Raw genomic sequence first — 16,367 nt, 5'->3', positions numbered from 1 at the left:
AATTGTTATTTATCTTTTTTAAATTTTAATTCAATTTTACGAGTAGTTATAGTCAAAGTGTATGCCAATAACTTTTTACTTTTGTTTTGGCAGAAAAAGTTTAAAAAACGTAAACAACAAATGACATAGTGTCACTAATCGGTCATTTTTATGTAGTGATTGTATACTAATTTAATATTACAATAAGTATTTTGTAGTGCTACAGTTGTTTCTTCTACATTTTTAAAAACAACTTTGGTTATTCCTTCTTCTATTTGAGGAGTCAATTCTCCTTGGTGAGTAGAATGCATCAAGTACCAATGCGTTTCTTTTAATCGATGCTCTCCTTTTTGAAGGAATAAATGATAGGTATTTGTTAACTTCTTTATAATTTCTAAGTTTGAAACTCCGCATTCTTCTTCAACTTCTCTAACTGCAGTTTCTTCTATCCCCTCTCCTTTCTCAATACGACCTTTAGGTAAATCCCATTTATTACCTCTATAGATAAATAAGACATCTTCATTATCATTTAAAACCAATCCCCCAGCAGCAATCATTACTTTAAACTTCATTCTAAAGTCTTCCCAATCTTTAGGCAAGTTGGTTGAATATAAATAAACACCTTGTAATTTACCCAACTTCAACTTATAAATAACTTCATCTAAAGTTATGTTTTTGTATATAAAAGCAGGATAATTTTCTTCATTTTTTATTGAAGTTGTAAAAATTATTGGCTTATCATTAACAAAAACTTTATACATTTGCGTTATGGATTTTAACAAAGATACGGCAAAAAAAACAGCTGAACTTCTTTTGCAGATAAAAGCAATAAAATTAAGCCCTAACGAGCCTTTCACCTGGGCTTCAGGCTGGAAATCACCAATTTACTGTGACAACAGAGTTACTTTATCTTACCCACCAGTTAGAAATTTTTTAAAAGAAAAAATAGCAAAACTAGTTGAGGAAAAACATGGTAAACCTGATGTAATTGCAGGAGTAGCTACTGGAGCAATTGCTATTGGTATATTAGTAGCTCAAGAATTAGGTGTTCCTTTTATTTATGTTCGCCCTGAACCAAAAAAACACGGTAGAAAAAATCAAATTGAAGGACATTTGGAAAGTGGTCAAAATGTTGTTGTAATTGAAGATTTAATTAGTACTGGTAAAAGTAGTTTAAATGCTGTTAAAGCTTTAAAAGAAGCGCATGCAAACGTTAAAGGAATGATTGCTATCTTTTCTTACGGTTTTGCTATTGCTACTGAAAATTTCGAAGCTGCAAATGTTGAACTTACAACATTAAGTAATTATGAATATTTATTAGAACAAGCATTAGATAGTAAATATATTACCAGTGAAGAATTAAGACTTTTAGAAGACTGGAGAGTTGGTCCTAGTGAATGGAAACAAGAATCATAAAAAAATAAACACATGAATATTGAAGGAAATAAAGTAACAGTAAAAAAATCTGCAAAAGATATTTTTGATTTTTTTTCTAAACTTGAAAACTTTGAACAATTAATGCCAGAAAACACTCAAAAATTTGAAGTTGATGGTGAAAGTTTTATTTTTGGTTTAAAAGGAATGCCAGAAATAAGATTAGTAATGAAAGAAAAAACTGAGTACTCAAACATTACCTTAGGAGCTGCTAGTAGTAAATTACCTTTTACTTTATCTTCTGATATTAGTGAAATTTCAGAAAGTGAATCTGAAGTTACATTAAAGTTCAATGGAGATTTTAATCCTATGATGGCAATGATGGTAAAAAAACCATTAACTAAATTTATTGAAACGTTAACCGATAATATTTCAAAAATATAAATTAAGCAAATGAAACTTCCTTAAGGTCAAATTCCTTAACAGTTTCATTTTCTAATTCTATTTGGAGTTTCCCTACACTTGAAACTCCAATTATTTTACCCATAAACAAAATGTTCTGCTTATTTCTAAACATAGACGGAACATTTTTTTTGTACAAAACTTTTAAATATTCTTTTTCTAAAAATGAATATTCTTTTCTCTTTAGAATCTCTATTTTTTGTTGAAGACTTAAAATCACTTCATTTAATAATAAGTCTAAATTAAACTCTTTATTTAAAATTATTTTTAAGGATGAAGCATTGGGTAAATCAATAGAAAAAGCATCTTGATTTACATTAATTCCAATTCCAATAATAGATGAGTTAATCCTAGTTCCTTTTAAAAAATTTTCAATTAAAATACCTGATACTTTTTTATTTCCTGACATTATGTCGTTAGGCCATTTTACAGATAACTTTGCTAATTTTAAACGATTTAACACTTCAAAAACACTCAATGCAACACTATAACTTAAACTTTTTTGATTGATAATCAACAAGTCCTCAAACCTACAAAAAACACTAAAAGTCAAGCTTTTACCAGACTCAACTTCCCATTTAGCATTCATCTGACCACGCCCTGAAGTTTGGTTTTTAGCTACTACAACAGTAAAATCTTCAACAGTAGAATTTTCTGCCATTTCCTTCAAAAAAGAATTGGTAGAATCGATGGCATCAAGTTTGATTATTTTCATATAAGTTTTGCAAGTAAAACAAGTATCAATATTACATAAATTACTCGCAAAAAAATAATAACTTTGCTAAAACTTAAATTTTTTTGATGACAAAAGAACAAGCAAGCGCGGACGATTTAATAGCTGTGATTATAAAGGGGATTGATGAAGTAAAAGGTGAAGACATCCAACTACTAGATTTAAGAGAAATAGAGAATACTGTTTGCGATTATTTTATAGTATGTTCTGGTAATTCTAACACACAAATTAATGCCATTTCTGGCTCTATACAAAAATTAGTAAGTAAAGAACTTAAAGATAAACCTTGGCATGTTGAAGGGCAAGGAAATGCTGAATGGGTTCTTATGGATTACGTAAATGTTGTTGTACATATATTTCAAAAGCAAGTACGTGAATACTATGATATTGAAAGTCTTTGGGGAGATGCAAAAATCACTGAAATTAACCCAGCTTAATTGCTAACAAATTTAGACACCTTATTTTATGAGTGAAAAGAAAAAAAATACGCCAAAATTTACTTTTAATTCGTTTTGGCTGTACATACCAATCTTAGTTATTCTTTTAGGAATAAGCTATTTTAATTCTGGAGATTTAGGTTCTAGGAATATTTCTAAAAATGAGTTCACAAAAATATTGAAAGCAAACGATATTGAAAAGATTGTTGTTGAGAATAATAACGTAGCTCAAATATTCTTAAAACCTGAAGCTGAGAAAAAAGAGGATCACAAAAAATTAACTGATTCTCCTTTTTACAGAAAAGGAGCACCTTTATATAGTTACAATTTTGGTGATTTACAGAATTTTGAAAACGAAATTGACAAAGCTAAAAAAGAAAACAATCTTGATTTCGATAAAGCTAACATAGAAAGAACAAGCATGTTTGATACTATTATTAGCTTCTTACCTTTTATTCTATTAATAGCTATCTGGTTATTCTTTATGCGAAGAATGTCTGGAGGAGCTAGCGGTGGTGCTGGTGGTGGACAAATTTTCAATATTGGAAAATCTAAAGCAAAACTTTTTGATCAAGACACAAAAGTAAAAACAACTTTTAAAAATGTTGCTGGTTTAGAAGGAGCTAAAGAAGAGGTTCAAGAAATTGTTGACTTTTTAAAAACCCCTGAAAAATACACAAAATTAGGAGGTAAAATTCCTAAAGGAGCTTTACTTGTAGGACCTCCTGGTACAGGAAAAACATTATTAGCTAAAGCAGTAGCTGGAGAAGCTGGAGTTCCTTTCTTCTCTTTATCTGGTTCTGATTTTGTTGAAATGTTTGTTGGTGTTGGTGCTTCTCGTGTAAGAGATTTATTTAAACAAGCACAACAAAAATCACCTTCAATCATATTTATTGATGAGATTGATGCTATTGGTAGAGCTAGAGGTAAAAATAGTATGACAGGTGGTAATGATGAGCGTGAAAACACATTAAACCAGTTACTAACTGAAATGGATGGTTTTGGCACTGACACAAATGTTATTGTATTGGCAGCTACTAACCGTGCAGATGTTTTAGATAAAGCCTTAATGCGTGCTGGTCGTTTTGACCGTCAGATATACGTAGACTTACCAGATTTACACGAACGAAGAGAAATTTTTGAAGTACATATTAAACCATTAAGATTAGCTGACAATGCTAATTTAGAATTCTTAGCACAACAAACTCCAGGTTTCTCTGGTGCGGATATAGCAAACTTATGTAACGAAGCTGCCTTAATTGCTGCTAGAAACAACAAACCTGCTATTGAACATCAAGATTTCTTAGATGCTGTTGATAGAATTGTTGGTGGTTTAGAAAAGAAAAACAAAGTAATTACTCCTAAAGAGAAAGAAGTTATTGCTTTTCATGAAGCTGGTCATGCTACAGTTAGCTGGATGCTTGAACATGCAGCTCCATTAGTAAAAGTAACTATTGTACCTAGAGGACAATCATTAGGTGCTGCTTGGTATTTACCAGAAGAAAGAAAAATTGTTCAAACAGAACAAATGTTAGATGAAATGTGTGCTACTATGGGAGGTAGAGCCGCAGAAAAATTAATATTTGATAAAATATCTACTGGGGCTTTAAGTGACTTAGAAAAAGTTACAAAACAAGCTCGCGCCATGGTTACCGTTTATGGTTTAAATGAAAAAGTAGGAAACATCACTTATTACGATTCATCAGGAAACGATTCTTTTGTAAAACCATATAGTGACGATACTGCTAAAACAATTGATGAAGAAATTTCAAAAATAATTGAAGGGCAATATCAAAGAGCTATTGATATTTTAGAAGAACATAAAGATAAACTTACTTTACTTGCTGAATTATTACTTGAAAAAGAAGTTATCTTTAAAGCTGATTTAGTAAAAGTATTTGGTGAAAGACCATTTGAAAAAAAAGAAGATAACGAGAAAACAAACACATTAACTGAAGAATAGTTTTATTATTTAATGAGTTTTTTTAAAAAATTATTTAAATCATATACAGAATCATCTAGAGAAAAAAAGATTAACGAACAAGAGGTTAATCTTTCTCTAGATGATTCTTTCGTACACAACTTTATCAATAAAGGAGGGAAATTTTTATACTGTACATCTATTAAAGAAGTTACCAATAACTTAAAACATATTCTACAAGAAAACAACTGGAAAAAAGTTACTTGTAGTGATTTTGATCTATTAAAAATTGTTGAAAATGTAGATGTTAGTACTCAAAAGCATTCTTCTGAATCTATTCCTTTCTTCACTTCTTGTGAACATTTAATAGCCAACAAGGGAGATATCTTATTCTCCTCTAACCAACTAGGAAGCAACAAATTATCATCTCACTCAAAGCATTTTATTGTTTATGCTACTACAAGTCAACTCGTTAAAAATATGGGAGAAGGCTTAACTGGAATTAAAACCCATTTTAGCGGCAATATTCCTACAAATATTAGCTCAACTACAAATTACAAAATAGATATTGAAGATGATAGTTTTTTAAGTTATGGAAATAGTAACTCAAAAAACTTATATTTGCTGCTCTTTGAAGACCTTTAAGATATAAATATGTCCAATCTTATAACAAGAAGTATTTCTGCACTTGTTTATGCTATAATTTTTATTTCTGCTATTCTATTTTCAGCAGAAACATATATAGGATTACTTGCAATTTTTGCTACCATTTGTATTTATGAATTTTCAAAAATCATAAATTTCAAAAATATTATCCCTTATGTATTTTTAATTGCAATTATATTCTTATCAATAAAGCAATCAGCTTTTACATTTACAGAACCATTAATTGCAGTCTCTTTAGTTGGACTAATAGGATTACTTTATTTACTTATTAGCACAAAACCTATTAAATACAACAGTTTTATTCAGAAGTTAGGACTACATATTATATACCTAATACTTCCTTTTTACTTTTTAATAAAACTACCTTTTATAGATAACAACTATGTTCCTAACATGATTATTTACATCATTATAATTATATGGACTAACGATAGTTTCGCCTATTTAGTTGGTAAAAATTTTGGGAAACATAAATTATTTGAATCTGTTTCTCCTAAAAAAACAATTGAAGGTTTTATTGGAGGTTTAGCTTTTTCTATTCTTGTTGGTATTTTAATTGCAAAATTCTCCAATGTTTTCTCAACTATAAATTGGATTGTTATCGCAATTATAGTTTCTATTTTAGGTTCTTTGGGCGATTTAGTTGAATCGAAATTTAAAAGACAAGCAAAAGTAAAAGACAGTGGTACAATTATGCCAGGACATGGTGGACTATTAGATAGGCTCGATAGCTTGTTTTTTCTTGCTCCCTTCGTATATTTGTATGTACATTACATAATGTAATTATACACCTTATTATTCTTCATGATTAACGATCTAGATATAGAGTTTAATAAAGCTTACGAAAAAGCTTCACGTATTCAAGAAAAACTCCCTCCTGATATAATGCTTAAATTGTATGCATATTACAAACAAGCTGTTAAAGGAGACCAATTTTCTTTTAATACAGATGATAACTTGAGAAATGCTTTTAAATTTAATGCTTGGATGCAATTAAAAGGAATGAATGAAGATGATGCAAAAAGAGAATATATCAACTTAGTCAACTCAATTATAAAATAAACAATCCTTATGAAAAAAATTATTTCTTCATTATTAATATGTGCTACTATAGGTAGTTTAGTATCATGTAAATCGGAAGCAAAAAAAGAAACTCCTGCTAAACCAGAGGTTAAAGTAGAAAAAAAGGCAGATTTTGTTTTACAAGATGCAGATAATCTTATCAACTGGACAGCTTACAAAACCACTGGTAAAACTCCTGTTAACGGTCAGTTTAAAAAAGTAACTATTACTTCAAACGGAGAAGGAAACACCGCAAAAGAAGCTATTAACAATGCTGAATTTTCTATTCCAGTTAGCAGTATTTTCACTAAAGATTCTAGTAGAGATTTTAAAATCAAAAAATTCTTTTTTGCTGTAATGGATAAAACTGAATTACTTTCTGGAAAATTAGTTTTAGAAAACGATTCTATTGGGTATTCTGATTTAACTATGAATGGAGTAACTAAAAAGCTTCCTTTTAAGTATTCTATTAACGGAAAAAGCTTTAGTCTAAATGGAGTAATGAAGATTACCGATTGGAAGGCTGAAAAAGCTTTAGCTTCTTTAAACGAAGCTTGTAAAGATTTACATAAAGGTGAAGATGGTGTTTCAAAAACTTGGGACGAAGTTGCCATCAATATCACTTCTACTTTTAAATAAAACTTATTACACATATATATAAAAGCCTAAGAACAAATCTTAGGCTTTTTTTTGATTAATATTTTATTTAATGAATACCTTTCATCATTCGTTTTATAGGCAAAGAAAATATTATAACCAATACTCCTATTAACGAAGCTATAATTCCAAAATTTGCATACACTGACACATAAGTATACAACTGTTTAAACACCTCTGTTTTTTGCATTATAACCTCACTCGACAAACCAGTTACAAACTCTGTAACTTCTCCAAAGACACCTTTTGAAAACACCCCTATTTCACCATTAGAAACAGCTGTTAGTTTAGCTATTTTTCCAGCAAAAAAATGTCCGTAAAAATTAGCAGAGAACCAAACTCCCATTATAAAAGCTACATATTTTAACGGTGATAATTCTGTCATTTTTGATAAACCTATTGGTGACAAAAACAACTCCCCCACTGTATATACAAAAGTTCCTAATACCAAATAAAACATTGGCGTTTTAGCAAACTCATCAACCTGTTGAGCCGATAAACCAAATACAACAAATCCTAAACCTAAAAAAAACAATCCTAAACCAAATTTAACTACCGAATTAGGGTTTCTTTTTATCTTGTTTAAAAAAATCCAAAGCATTGAAAATGGTATTGCCAGTAGTATTATAAAGCCTGAATTTATACTGTTCGTTTGAGCTGCATTCATTAAAACTAAATTAACATTTCTATCAGCAAATAATGTTAACGAACTCCCTGCTTGTTCAAAAATAGCCGAAAATAATGTATACAAAACTGTAAAATAGACTGCCACTAATAACTGTTTACGCTCTGACAAAGTAACCTGTTTTAGAATATAGCTTAAGTATACAATTAAAAAAAGCGAAACTACCCAAACCAAATAATGCTCAAATTGATGAAAACGTACAATTAATGCAAAAATAGGTACTGACAAAAAAGCTCCAATTGTTACTAAATTTCCCGACTTTAGCCCTAAACTTTTTCTATTATACAATGCTTCATTAGGAATTAAACCGTGATCTTCAAAAACTTCTCTTTTAAGCCCATTGTTAAAAACGAACAAACCTATTAACATCCCAATACCAGCTAAAACAAATCCATAATGCCAGCCATATGATTCTGCTAACCATGCGCATAATAATGGAGCTACTGCTCCACCTATATTAACCCCCATATAAAATATTGTAAACCCTGCATCTCGTCTGGTATCTTCTTTCTTATATAGCTTACCTACAAAAGAAGATATATTCGGTTTAAAAAAACCATTTCCTACTATTATTAGCGACAATGAACTATAGAAAAACACTGGATGTTCAAAAGTTAAAAAAAAGTGACCTAAAGCCATTAAAACACCTCCTAATATAATAGCCTTTCTAAACCCTAAAATTTTATCAGCAAGTACACCTCCAATCATTGGAGTTACATACACTAAAGACATATAAGCTGCATAAATCCCGAAAGACATTTCATCTGAAAAAAGTAAATGTTTTGTCATGTAAAGCACCAACAAGGCTCTCATACCATAAAAGGAAAAACGCTCCCATAATTCTGCAAAAAATAAATACAGTAGTCCTCTTGGATGACCAAAAACATCTGTTGTTGACGTATAAGTTTTCATATAAATAAAAGTTTTAGCTAAACTATTTTTTGACTAAAACTTTTTAAAACACTGTAGTAAATTGTTATAAAAAATAAGTTTTGTGAGTTTTTGTAACCCTTAAAAAACCCAGCATTAATAAAGGTTTAACATTTTAACTCACTAAACTAATAGTAATACTATTAAATTTGCAGATATAATAATTATTTATGAAAAATCTACTTTCAAATCTTAAAATTGAAATTCCTTGTGGAATTTATATTAAAGACCCTGAGACATCCGACTTAGGAAAAAGAATTATTGAACATAGTATTGTACTTATTGAAGAAATTGGTTTTGAAAAATTTAACTTTAAAAAACTAGGTCAAAAAATAGGTTCAAACGAAAGTTCTATTTATAGATATTTTGAAAGTAAGCACAAGCTATTAATCTACCTAACTTCCTGGTACTGGGGATGGATACAATATCAATTAGTTATTGAAACTTATAGTATTCAAGATTCAAAAGATAAGCTAAGTAAAGCCATTGAAGTAGTTACTAAAACTACTAAACAGGATAGTAATTTCTCTCACATTAATGAGATTTTATTAAACCGAATTGTAATAGATGAAAATTCTAAATCTTATTCTACAAAAAAAGTAGATTCAGAAAACAAAGAAGGCTTTTTTAGATTATACAAAGAAGTAGTTAGACGGTTAGCTAGCATTATTAGCCAATATACACCTTCATACAAACATCCTTTAACATTAGCTAGTACTATTATTGAAGGAGCTTTACATCAACAATTCATTAGACAACATTTTAAAACATTAACGAATTGTGATGACCAAATAACACCAACATCATTTTTTATTGACTTAACTCTTAACACTCTTGCTAATGAACGATAATAAAACACTAACCCCTTGGAAACGTTTTGTTGGCTTATTAAACCTTGAAAAAAAAGATACATTCCAAATTGGATACTACGCCATATTTGAAGGAATTGTTGCCCTATCTCTTCCTTTAGGAATACAAGCTATTATTAATTTACTTCAAGCTGCTCAAGTATCAGCTTCTTGGATTGTTTTGGTAATATTAGTTACCTGTGGTGTAGCGTTTAGTGGAGTTTTGAAATTGATGCAAATTAGAATCATAGAAACTATTCAACAACGAATATTTACTAGAGCTTCTATTGAGTTAAGTTATCGATTTCCTAAAATAAAAATGAAAGAATTAGAAAACTATTACCCTCCTGAATTGGCTAATAGATTTTTTGATACACTAACTATTCAAAAAGGACTTTCTAAAGTTCTTATTGATGTGCCTTCGGCATTTTTACAAATTATTTTTGCCTTAATATTACTTTCTTTTTATCATCCATTTTTTATTGTATTTGGTATTCTTTTACTGTTATTAATTTATATTGTATTTAAATTCACTGCAGAAAAAGGATTAGAAACTAGTTTAAAAGAATCTAAAAACAAATATAAAGTTGCACACTGGCTACAAGAAATTGCTCGTACTATTATTAGCTTTAAGTTATCAGGTAAAACAACTTTGGCATTACAAAAAAGTGATGATTTAGTAAGTGAATACTTACAGTCAAGAGAAAGTCACTTTAGAGTATTAGTTACTCAGTATATTCAAATGATTAGCTTTAAAGTTATAGTAACAGCTGGACTATTATTAATTGGTGGATTTCTTGTATTGAACCAGCAAATGAATATTGGTCAATTCGTTGCAGCAGAAATCATCATTTTATTGGTTATTAACTCTGTTGAAAAACTTATTGTTGGACTTGAATCTTTTTACGATGTATTAACTTCAATTGAAAAACTAGGTCAAGTAGTAGATAAACCAATTGAATCTCAAAAAGGAACAAATGTTGAGAATTTTGACGAATTTAAAATAGAGATTCAAAATGCAAGCTATGTAACTTCAGCAAAGGAAACACCTATACTTAATGATATCTCTTTTACAATTAATCCAAAAGATAGAGTTTTAGTTCAAGGAAAAAGTAGCTCAGGAAAATCTAGCTTATTGCAAATGATTGCTGGAGTTATTGAACCAACTTCTGGAAATATCTTTATCAATAATTTATCGATAAAAAGCCTTTTATTAAATAGTTATAGATCAAATTTAGGATTATCACTTTCAGAAGAAACTCCGTTTGAAGGTACAATTCGTGAAAACATAACTTTTGGTGATGAAAAAATTACCGATAAAGAAATTTATGAATTATTTGATGCCATTGGCTTGTCTTATTTTCTAAAACATCAACCTAACGGCTTAGATACTTTTATTCAACCAGAAGGTAAGTTAATTGGTTACACAGTAGCTAAAAAATTAATTTTAGCAAGAGCTATAATCAGTAAACCAAAACTGCTAATACTAGAAGACCCTCTTGATCAATTAGAAAAAGAGGAAGCTCAAAAAATAATTGATTACATCACAGACAAATCAAAACCTTGGGGGTTAATTATAGTAAGCAGTAACGATGCTTGGAAAAAGAAATGCAACAAACAAATAACCCTTGTAAAAGGAGTTATTGTAAATTAAAAAGAACATACATATGTTAAACATATCTACGAATAGTATCTCAAACCATATTGATGTAACCAAATTGAAATCTGGTAAAGTTATCTTTACTAAAGTACACCATAGACTTTTTAGAAAGTTTTTACTAGGATTTTTATTTGCTCTAGCAATTATACTGTTTTTACCATGGACACAAAATGTTTCTAGTACTGGTAGAGTAACTACTTTGAAACCTAATCAACGTCCACAAACTTTACAATCTCAAATTCCTGGGCGAATTGAGCAATGGTTTGTTCAAGAAGGTACTTTTGTAAAAAAAGGTGATACAATTTTAAGAATCTCTGAAATAAAAAGCGATTATTTTGACAGCAAACTAACCGAAAGAACTGGGCAACAATTAAATTCTAAAAGTCTTTCTGTAAAAGCATATAACAATAAAGTAAATGCTTTAAAAACACAAATTAGCGCCTTAAAAAGCGAGCGTGTTTTAAAACTACAGCAAGCTAAAAATAAACTAGAGCAATCTCATTTAAAAGTTAAAACTGACAGCATAGATTTAAAAGCTGTAAAAATAAAACTACAAATTGCAAAAACTCAATTTGACAGAACAGTCATGCTTGAAAAAGAGGGTTTAAAAGCTGTAAAGGATGTAGAAGAAAAAAGAGCAAAGCTTCAAGAACAATCAGCTAAATTGGTTTCTCAAGAAAATAAGCTACTTAATTCTAAAAACAACGTATTAAATGCACAAATTGCAATAAATAGTATTCAAGCATCTTATACTGATAAAATTTCAAAGGCTGAAAGTAATTTATACACAGCTGAATCAAATGCTTTAGATGCAGAAGTTCAAGTATCTAAATTAGAAACCAGCTTATCTAATTATAGCAAAAGAAATTCTCTATTATATGTTACTGCACCTCAAGATGGGTACATTAATAAAGCTATAAAATCTGGTATTGGTGAGACTTTTAAAGAAGGCGAAGCTTTAGTTAAAATAATGCCTGCAAATTACGATTTAGCAGTAGAAATGTTCATAGAACCAATAGATTTACCTCTTATTCATATTAACGAAGAAGTACGTGTACAATTCGATGGATGGCCTGCTATTGTTTTTAGTGGATGGCCTAACGCATCTTATGGTACCTATAGTGCTAAAGTAATCGCAATAGAAAATTTTATTAGCGATAATGGTAAATACCGCGTGTTAATTGTTCCTAACAATGATTCTCAACCATGGCCAAAAGCTATTAGAGTAGGTTCTGGAGCTAAAACCATTGCATTACTAGAAAATGTACCTATTTGGTTTGAATTATGGAGACAAATAAACAGTTTCCCTCCAAACTTCTATCAACCAAAAAAAGATAATAATCAAAAAGACAAGAAGAAGAAATAATGAAGTTTAAGAGTTTACTTTTTATATTTTTATTTATAAGTTTTTGCACGTATTCTCAAAACAATACTAGTTTAAATCAATTAAGCTTAGAAGAATATTTAGGATATGTAAAGAAGTTTCACCCTGTAATTAAGCAAGCAAATTTAATTACAAGCACAAATGAAGCTAAATTACTAAAAGCAAGAGGAGCTTTTGATCCTAAAATTGAAGTAGATTTCGAAAAAAAAGAATTTAAAAACACCGAATATTTTGAGAAATTAAACTCAGTTTTTAAAATTCCTACTTGGTATGGAATTGAACTAAAAGGTAGTTATGAAAACAACTCAGGTCAATATTTAAATCCAGAGCTAAATGTTCCTGAAGATGGGTTATATAACGTAGGTATTTCTGTTTCTCTTGCTAAAAATCTTTTTATAAATAAAAGAATGGCTGCTTTAAAACAGGCTAAACTATACGTAAAACAAGGAAAACTAGAACAACAACTTGTTGTAAACGATATTCTTTTCAACTCTATTAGTGCTTATTTAAATTGGGCTAAACACTATCAAAGTTTTGATGTTTTTAAAAACTATAAAAACAATGCTAAATTTAGATTAGATAATGTTATAAAAAGTTACAAAGCTGGAGACAAACCTGCCATTGACACTTTAGAGGCTCGAATAAATTTTGACAGCAGAAAACTAGATTTAGAAAAAGCCAGAATTAAATATGTTAAATCTACTTTAGAGTTATCTAACTATTTATGGATTGGAGACAACACTCCTATGGTATTAAGAGAAAATATAACTCCTACACCTGATACTTTTTCAAAAATTGAAATTCTTTTAAACAATTCTATCATCAATACCTCAACTAGTATCGATGGACATCCTAAATTAAAATTATTAGAGTTAAAGAGGAGAAACCTACAAATTAACAAAAACCTAAAAATCAACAACTTGTTACCTAAAGTAGATTTCCAGTACAACCTTTTAAGTTCAGATATTAATAATTTCGATTCTTTTAAAGTTGCCAACTATAAAAAATCACTTCAAGTAAGCATCCCTTTATTTTTAAGAAAATCTAGAGGTGATTTAAAGTTAGCCAAAATAAAATTGCAAGACATAGACTTTGAAATTGCTTCAACAAAAACAAGCTTACTTAACAAAATTAAGGCTACCGAACAAGAAATAGCCTCTTTAGAAACTCAAAATAATATTCTAAAAAATCTTGTAAACGATTACAATACTATTGTAAAAAGTGAAGAAAGAAAATTTACCCTAGGAGAAAGTTCTGTTTTTTTAATTAATTATAGAGAAGTAAAACTAATTGAAACTCAATTAAAGGCAATTGAAAACAATTATAAATTTGCTAAAACACAAAGTAAATTTTTCAAACTACTTGGAAAATTAAACACGTTATAATTCTCTTTCAAATTCTTTTAAAAGAGCTTTATCAAATAATATATATTCAGGTAATATGCGCAAACGATATTTACTTTCTCCAATAAAAGTAATTAAATCTTTGCGCTCTAACTTATTTTCCTCCTCTAAAGAAAGTATCGCATTAATATTATCTATTATTCGTGTTAAATATGTTTGACTTTTAATTTCTCCTCCTGAATTTACTACTATAGATTGCTTTTCTGGCTCTAAATACTTTCTCTTATAAGCAAAGTTCATAAGGTTTTTATACTGAGTTGTTTTTGAACCAAAATCAATTTTTTCATTAATAATTCCTTTTGATGGAATACTTAACTGCACTAACGACCAATCAAGAAAACTAATTTTCATTTCATTAGGCTTAGGCATACTAGCCAACTGTATTACCCAACTTGTTCCTAAAACTAAAAAAACTGAAACCAAAGATGTTTTAGCAATGATTCGTATTAATTGATTAATAAAATCATCATCCAAATTCACAAATACATCCGATAATTGCGAAACAAACAACAATGTTATTGCTATAATAGAAATAAAAGCTACTAGTTTTAAATCGCGATGCATAAAAGTTCTATAAAAAGAAACCCCCATTAAAAAACATAAAAAGGTAGTAAGTAGGACATCTGGTACTGAAGCTAGTTTTATTCCATAAAACACTTCATTTCCTACTATAGATGACAATAACAAAGTTATACTCGCAACTGCCAAAATTATTACAGCAATAATCTTTACATTCTTTTCATTTCTATAAATAAACTTTGGCGCATCATATACATAATACAAAGCCAACAACCAAAACAAGTTATTTATTGTAGACAAAATATTGACCCCTATCTGATACTTTGTTGTGGTTTCAAATAAAAAGTAATTTGCAACAAAAGCCCAAGTACCTGAAACCACCCAAACTAACATTCCAAAACTAAAATAAAGCAAACCTCTGTCAACCCTTTTTATAGAATTCCCTTCTTCTAAAACTACTCTAAATCGTTTTCTAATATTATAATAAATTGCTAATAGTAACACAGCTCCAATGAACGATATACAAATATGTGATAGGTTATGAAACTGTGTTACTTGATTCATTTATTGAATAATTTTATTGATTAAATTTTGTTTTGCTTTTTCATCATCTCCATACAACCACTGAAGTACATTATCCTCCCATATCTCATCTTTCTCTTCTTCGCTAATAATACTTCTATCGATGGCTAAATCTAATATTTTTCCTGGATATGACGATTGTTTATCACTTTCCATTTCTCCTAATGGATAAGGGTCATCTAACCCTATTAATACTTGCTTCGACCCTTGATTTTTTATTAATAACTCTAAAGAACCTGTATCGTGTACTAAAGTATCAAAAAAGATATTCTTATGCCCTACTGCTTTTCTTGGGTGTTGTTTACCCTCGAACAAATCTGAACGCCCATCAAAACCTTGGATACGACGACCTATATTCATTTGCGCTAATTGTCCTCCATGAGCAAAACATATACGCATATTAGGATATTTTTCATAATATCCATTAAGCGTTAAGAAATGATAAGCATCTGCACATTGTGCTAACATCCAAATTAAATGAAAACGCCAAGAAGTATTTTCTAGTTTAATAAATTTTTCTCCATCATATGGATGAATTTCAATAGCTAAATTATACTTATTAGCTAATTCAAAAATAGGTTCGTTTTCTTCATCAAAAATACAACGCCATGTACCTATAGTATCCATATAATGTGTTGGTAAACACAACAATCTCATACCCAAAACCTCAACACAACGTTCTATTTCCCATAAAGCTCCTCTAACAAAACCTGGGTGTACCACAAATCCACAAGTAAATTTATTTGGATGATCGTGTTGTACTCGCGCATTGAAATCATTCTGAAAACGTAAGGCTTGTTTCATTTCCTCTAAACGCAAACCATTTCCATATAGCTGAGATAAATTCAAAACTACTGCATGATCTATTTTAAAGTGCTCCATCCAAGCCAACTTTTCTTCCAAGAAAAATGAAGAGTCAGTAACTGGTCGTTTCCAGTTTTTTTGAAGCATATATTTTTTGTCCTTGTCTACCCAAAAAATCCCTTTGTCTTTCATAAACTGTGGAATCTCTTCCGGATAAGGTAACAAATGTGAATGTCCGTTTATTCTTAATTTACGTTTCAT

The 16,367-nt window shown here is 29.5% G+C and carries 17 protein-coding genes; 12 read left to right on the top strand and 5 right to left on the bottom strand.

Going from position 1 to position 16,367, the window contains the following annotated elements; translation table 11 throughout:
- Nucleotides 1-134 precede the first annotated feature (134 nt).
- On the bottom strand, nt 135-740 hold the full coding sequence (locus Q0958_RS13345) for an NUDIX domain-containing protein (protein ID WP_299123875.1): 606 nt from the start codon (nt 738-740) through the stop codon (nt 135-137).
- A 7-nt stretch (nt 741-747) separates the two neighbouring features.
- Between Q0958_RS13345 and pyrE the strand changes: the two genes are divergently transcribed.
- On the top strand, nt 748-1,395 hold the full coding sequence (pyrE, locus tag Q0958_RS13340; RefSeq protein ID WP_299123873.1) for an orotate phosphoribosyltransferase: 648 nt from the start codon (nt 748-750) through the stop codon (nt 1,393-1,395).
- A gap of 12 nt (nt 1,396-1,407) precedes the next feature.
- Nucleotides 1,408-1,797 carry an SRPBCC family protein gene (locus Q0958_RS13335; protein ID WP_299123871.1) on the top strand — a complete coding sequence of 130 codons (390 nt, stop codon included), beginning with the start codon at nt 1,408-1,410 and terminating at the stop codon, nt 1,795-1,797.
- Between the two features lies 1 nt (nt 1,798).
- Here the strand turns inward: Q0958_RS13335 and Q0958_RS13330 are convergent, their stop codons facing one another.
- On the bottom strand, nt 1,799-2,530 hold the full coding sequence (locus tag Q0958_RS13330; RefSeq protein ID WP_299123869.1) for a biotin--[acetyl-CoA-carboxylase] ligase: 732 nt from the start codon (nt 2,528-2,530) through the stop codon (nt 1,799-1,801).
- An 86-nt stretch (nt 2,531-2,616) separates the two neighbouring features.
- Here Q0958_RS13330 and rsfS point away from each other — a divergent pair, with 86 nt between their 5' ends.
- Genes rsfS through Q0958_RS13300 form a run of 6 tightly spaced genes read left to right on the top strand, consistent with a single transcriptional unit; the run spans nt 2,617 to nt 7,273 of the window.
- Nucleotides 2,617-2,985, top strand: coding sequence for a ribosome silencing factor (gene rsfS / locus Q0958_RS13325; protein WP_150900710.1), 369 nt, complete (start codon nt 2,617-2,619; stop codon nt 2,983-2,985).
- Nucleotides 2,986-3,013: 28 nt separating this feature from the next.
- Nucleotides 3,014-4,948: an ATP-dependent zinc metalloprotease FtsH gene (ftsH, locus tag Q0958_RS13320; RefSeq protein ID WP_299123866.1), complete on the top strand. Its 1,935-nt coding sequence runs from the start codon at nt 3,014-3,016 to the stop codon at nt 4,946-4,948.
- A 12-nt stretch (nt 4,949-4,960) separates the two neighbouring features.
- Nucleotides 4,961-5,551, top strand: a complete 591-nt coding sequence (locus Q0958_RS13315; protein WP_272150334.1) for a hypothetical protein — start codon at nt 4,961-4,963, stop codon at nt 5,549-5,551.
- Nucleotides 5,552-5,560: 9 nt separating this feature from the next.
- Entirely contained in the window at nt 5,561-6,355 is a 795-nt protein-coding gene (locus Q0958_RS13310) for a phosphatidate cytidylyltransferase (protein WP_299123862.1), read from the top strand.
- A 21-nt stretch (nt 6,356-6,376) separates the two neighbouring features.
- Nucleotides 6,377-6,634, top strand: coding sequence for an acyl-CoA-binding protein (locus Q0958_RS13305; protein ID WP_299123860.1), 258 nt, complete (start codon nt 6,377-6,379; stop codon nt 6,632-6,634).
- A 9-nt stretch (nt 6,635-6,643) separates the two neighbouring features.
- Complete coding sequence (locus Q0958_RS13300) at nt 6,644-7,273, top strand: YceI family protein (RefSeq protein ID WP_299123858.1); 630 nt, start codon at nt 6,644-6,646, stop codon at nt 7,271-7,273.
- A 67-nt stretch (nt 7,274-7,340) separates the two neighbouring features.
- Here Q0958_RS13300 and Q0958_RS13295 read toward each other — a convergent pair whose 3' ends face one another.
- Nucleotides 7,341-8,888, bottom strand: a complete 1,548-nt coding sequence (locus Q0958_RS13295) for a peptide MFS transporter (RefSeq protein WP_299123856.1) — start codon at nt 8,886-8,888, stop codon at nt 7,341-7,343.
- Nucleotides 8,889-9,076: 188 nt separating this feature from the next.
- On the opposite strand from Q0958_RS13295, the gene Q0958_RS13290 reads away from it, so the two are divergent.
- The 4 genes from Q0958_RS13290 to Q0958_RS13275 are packed head-to-tail and all read left to right on the top strand — an operon-like array spanning nt 9,077 to nt 14,183.
- Nucleotides 9,077-9,757 (top strand): TetR/AcrR family transcriptional regulator, encoded by a 681-nt coding sequence (locus Q0958_RS13290; RefSeq protein WP_150900703.1) that lies wholly within the window; start codon nt 9,077-9,079, stop codon nt 9,755-9,757.
- Nucleotides 9,747-11,408, top strand: a complete 1,662-nt coding sequence (locus tag Q0958_RS13285; protein ID WP_299123853.1) for an ATP-binding cassette domain-containing protein — start codon at nt 9,747-9,749, stop codon at nt 11,406-11,408. The genes Q0958_RS13290 and Q0958_RS13285 overlap by 11 nt, the downstream gene beginning before the upstream one ends.
- Nucleotides 11,409-11,421: 13 nt before the next feature.
- Nucleotides 11,422-12,780, top strand: coding sequence for a biotin/lipoyl-binding protein (locus tag Q0958_RS13280; RefSeq protein WP_299123851.1), 1,359 nt, complete (start codon nt 11,422-11,424; stop codon nt 12,778-12,780).
- The gene (locus tag Q0958_RS13275) at nt 12,780-14,183 is read left to right on the top strand and encodes a TolC family protein (protein WP_299123849.1); all 1,404 of its coding nucleotides are present in this window, start codon (nt 12,780-12,782) and stop codon (nt 14,181-14,183) included. Before Q0958_RS13280 ends, Q0958_RS13275 begins: the two co-directional genes overlap by 1 nt.
- On the opposite strand, the gene Q0958_RS13270 is transcribed toward Q0958_RS13275, so the two are convergent.
- Entirely contained in the window at nt 14,178-15,284 is a 1,107-nt protein-coding gene (locus tag Q0958_RS13270) for a hypothetical protein (RefSeq protein ID WP_299123847.1), read from the bottom strand. The two genes, Q0958_RS13275 and Q0958_RS13270, sit on opposite strands and share 6 nt — an antisense overlap.
- Nucleotides 15,285-16,367 (bottom strand): amidohydrolase family protein, encoded by a 1,083-nt coding sequence (locus Q0958_RS13265; protein WP_299123845.1) that lies wholly within the window; start codon nt 16,365-16,367, stop codon nt 15,285-15,287. It abuts the gene before it with no gap.

The organism is uncultured Tenacibaculum sp. (assembly GCF_947499065.1).
GTDB lineage: Bacteria > Bacteroidota > Bacteroidia > Flavobacteriales > Flavobacteriaceae > Polaribacter.
Note: the sequence above shows the minus strand (reverse complement) of the source record. Positions and strands in the feature narration are given on the sequence as shown.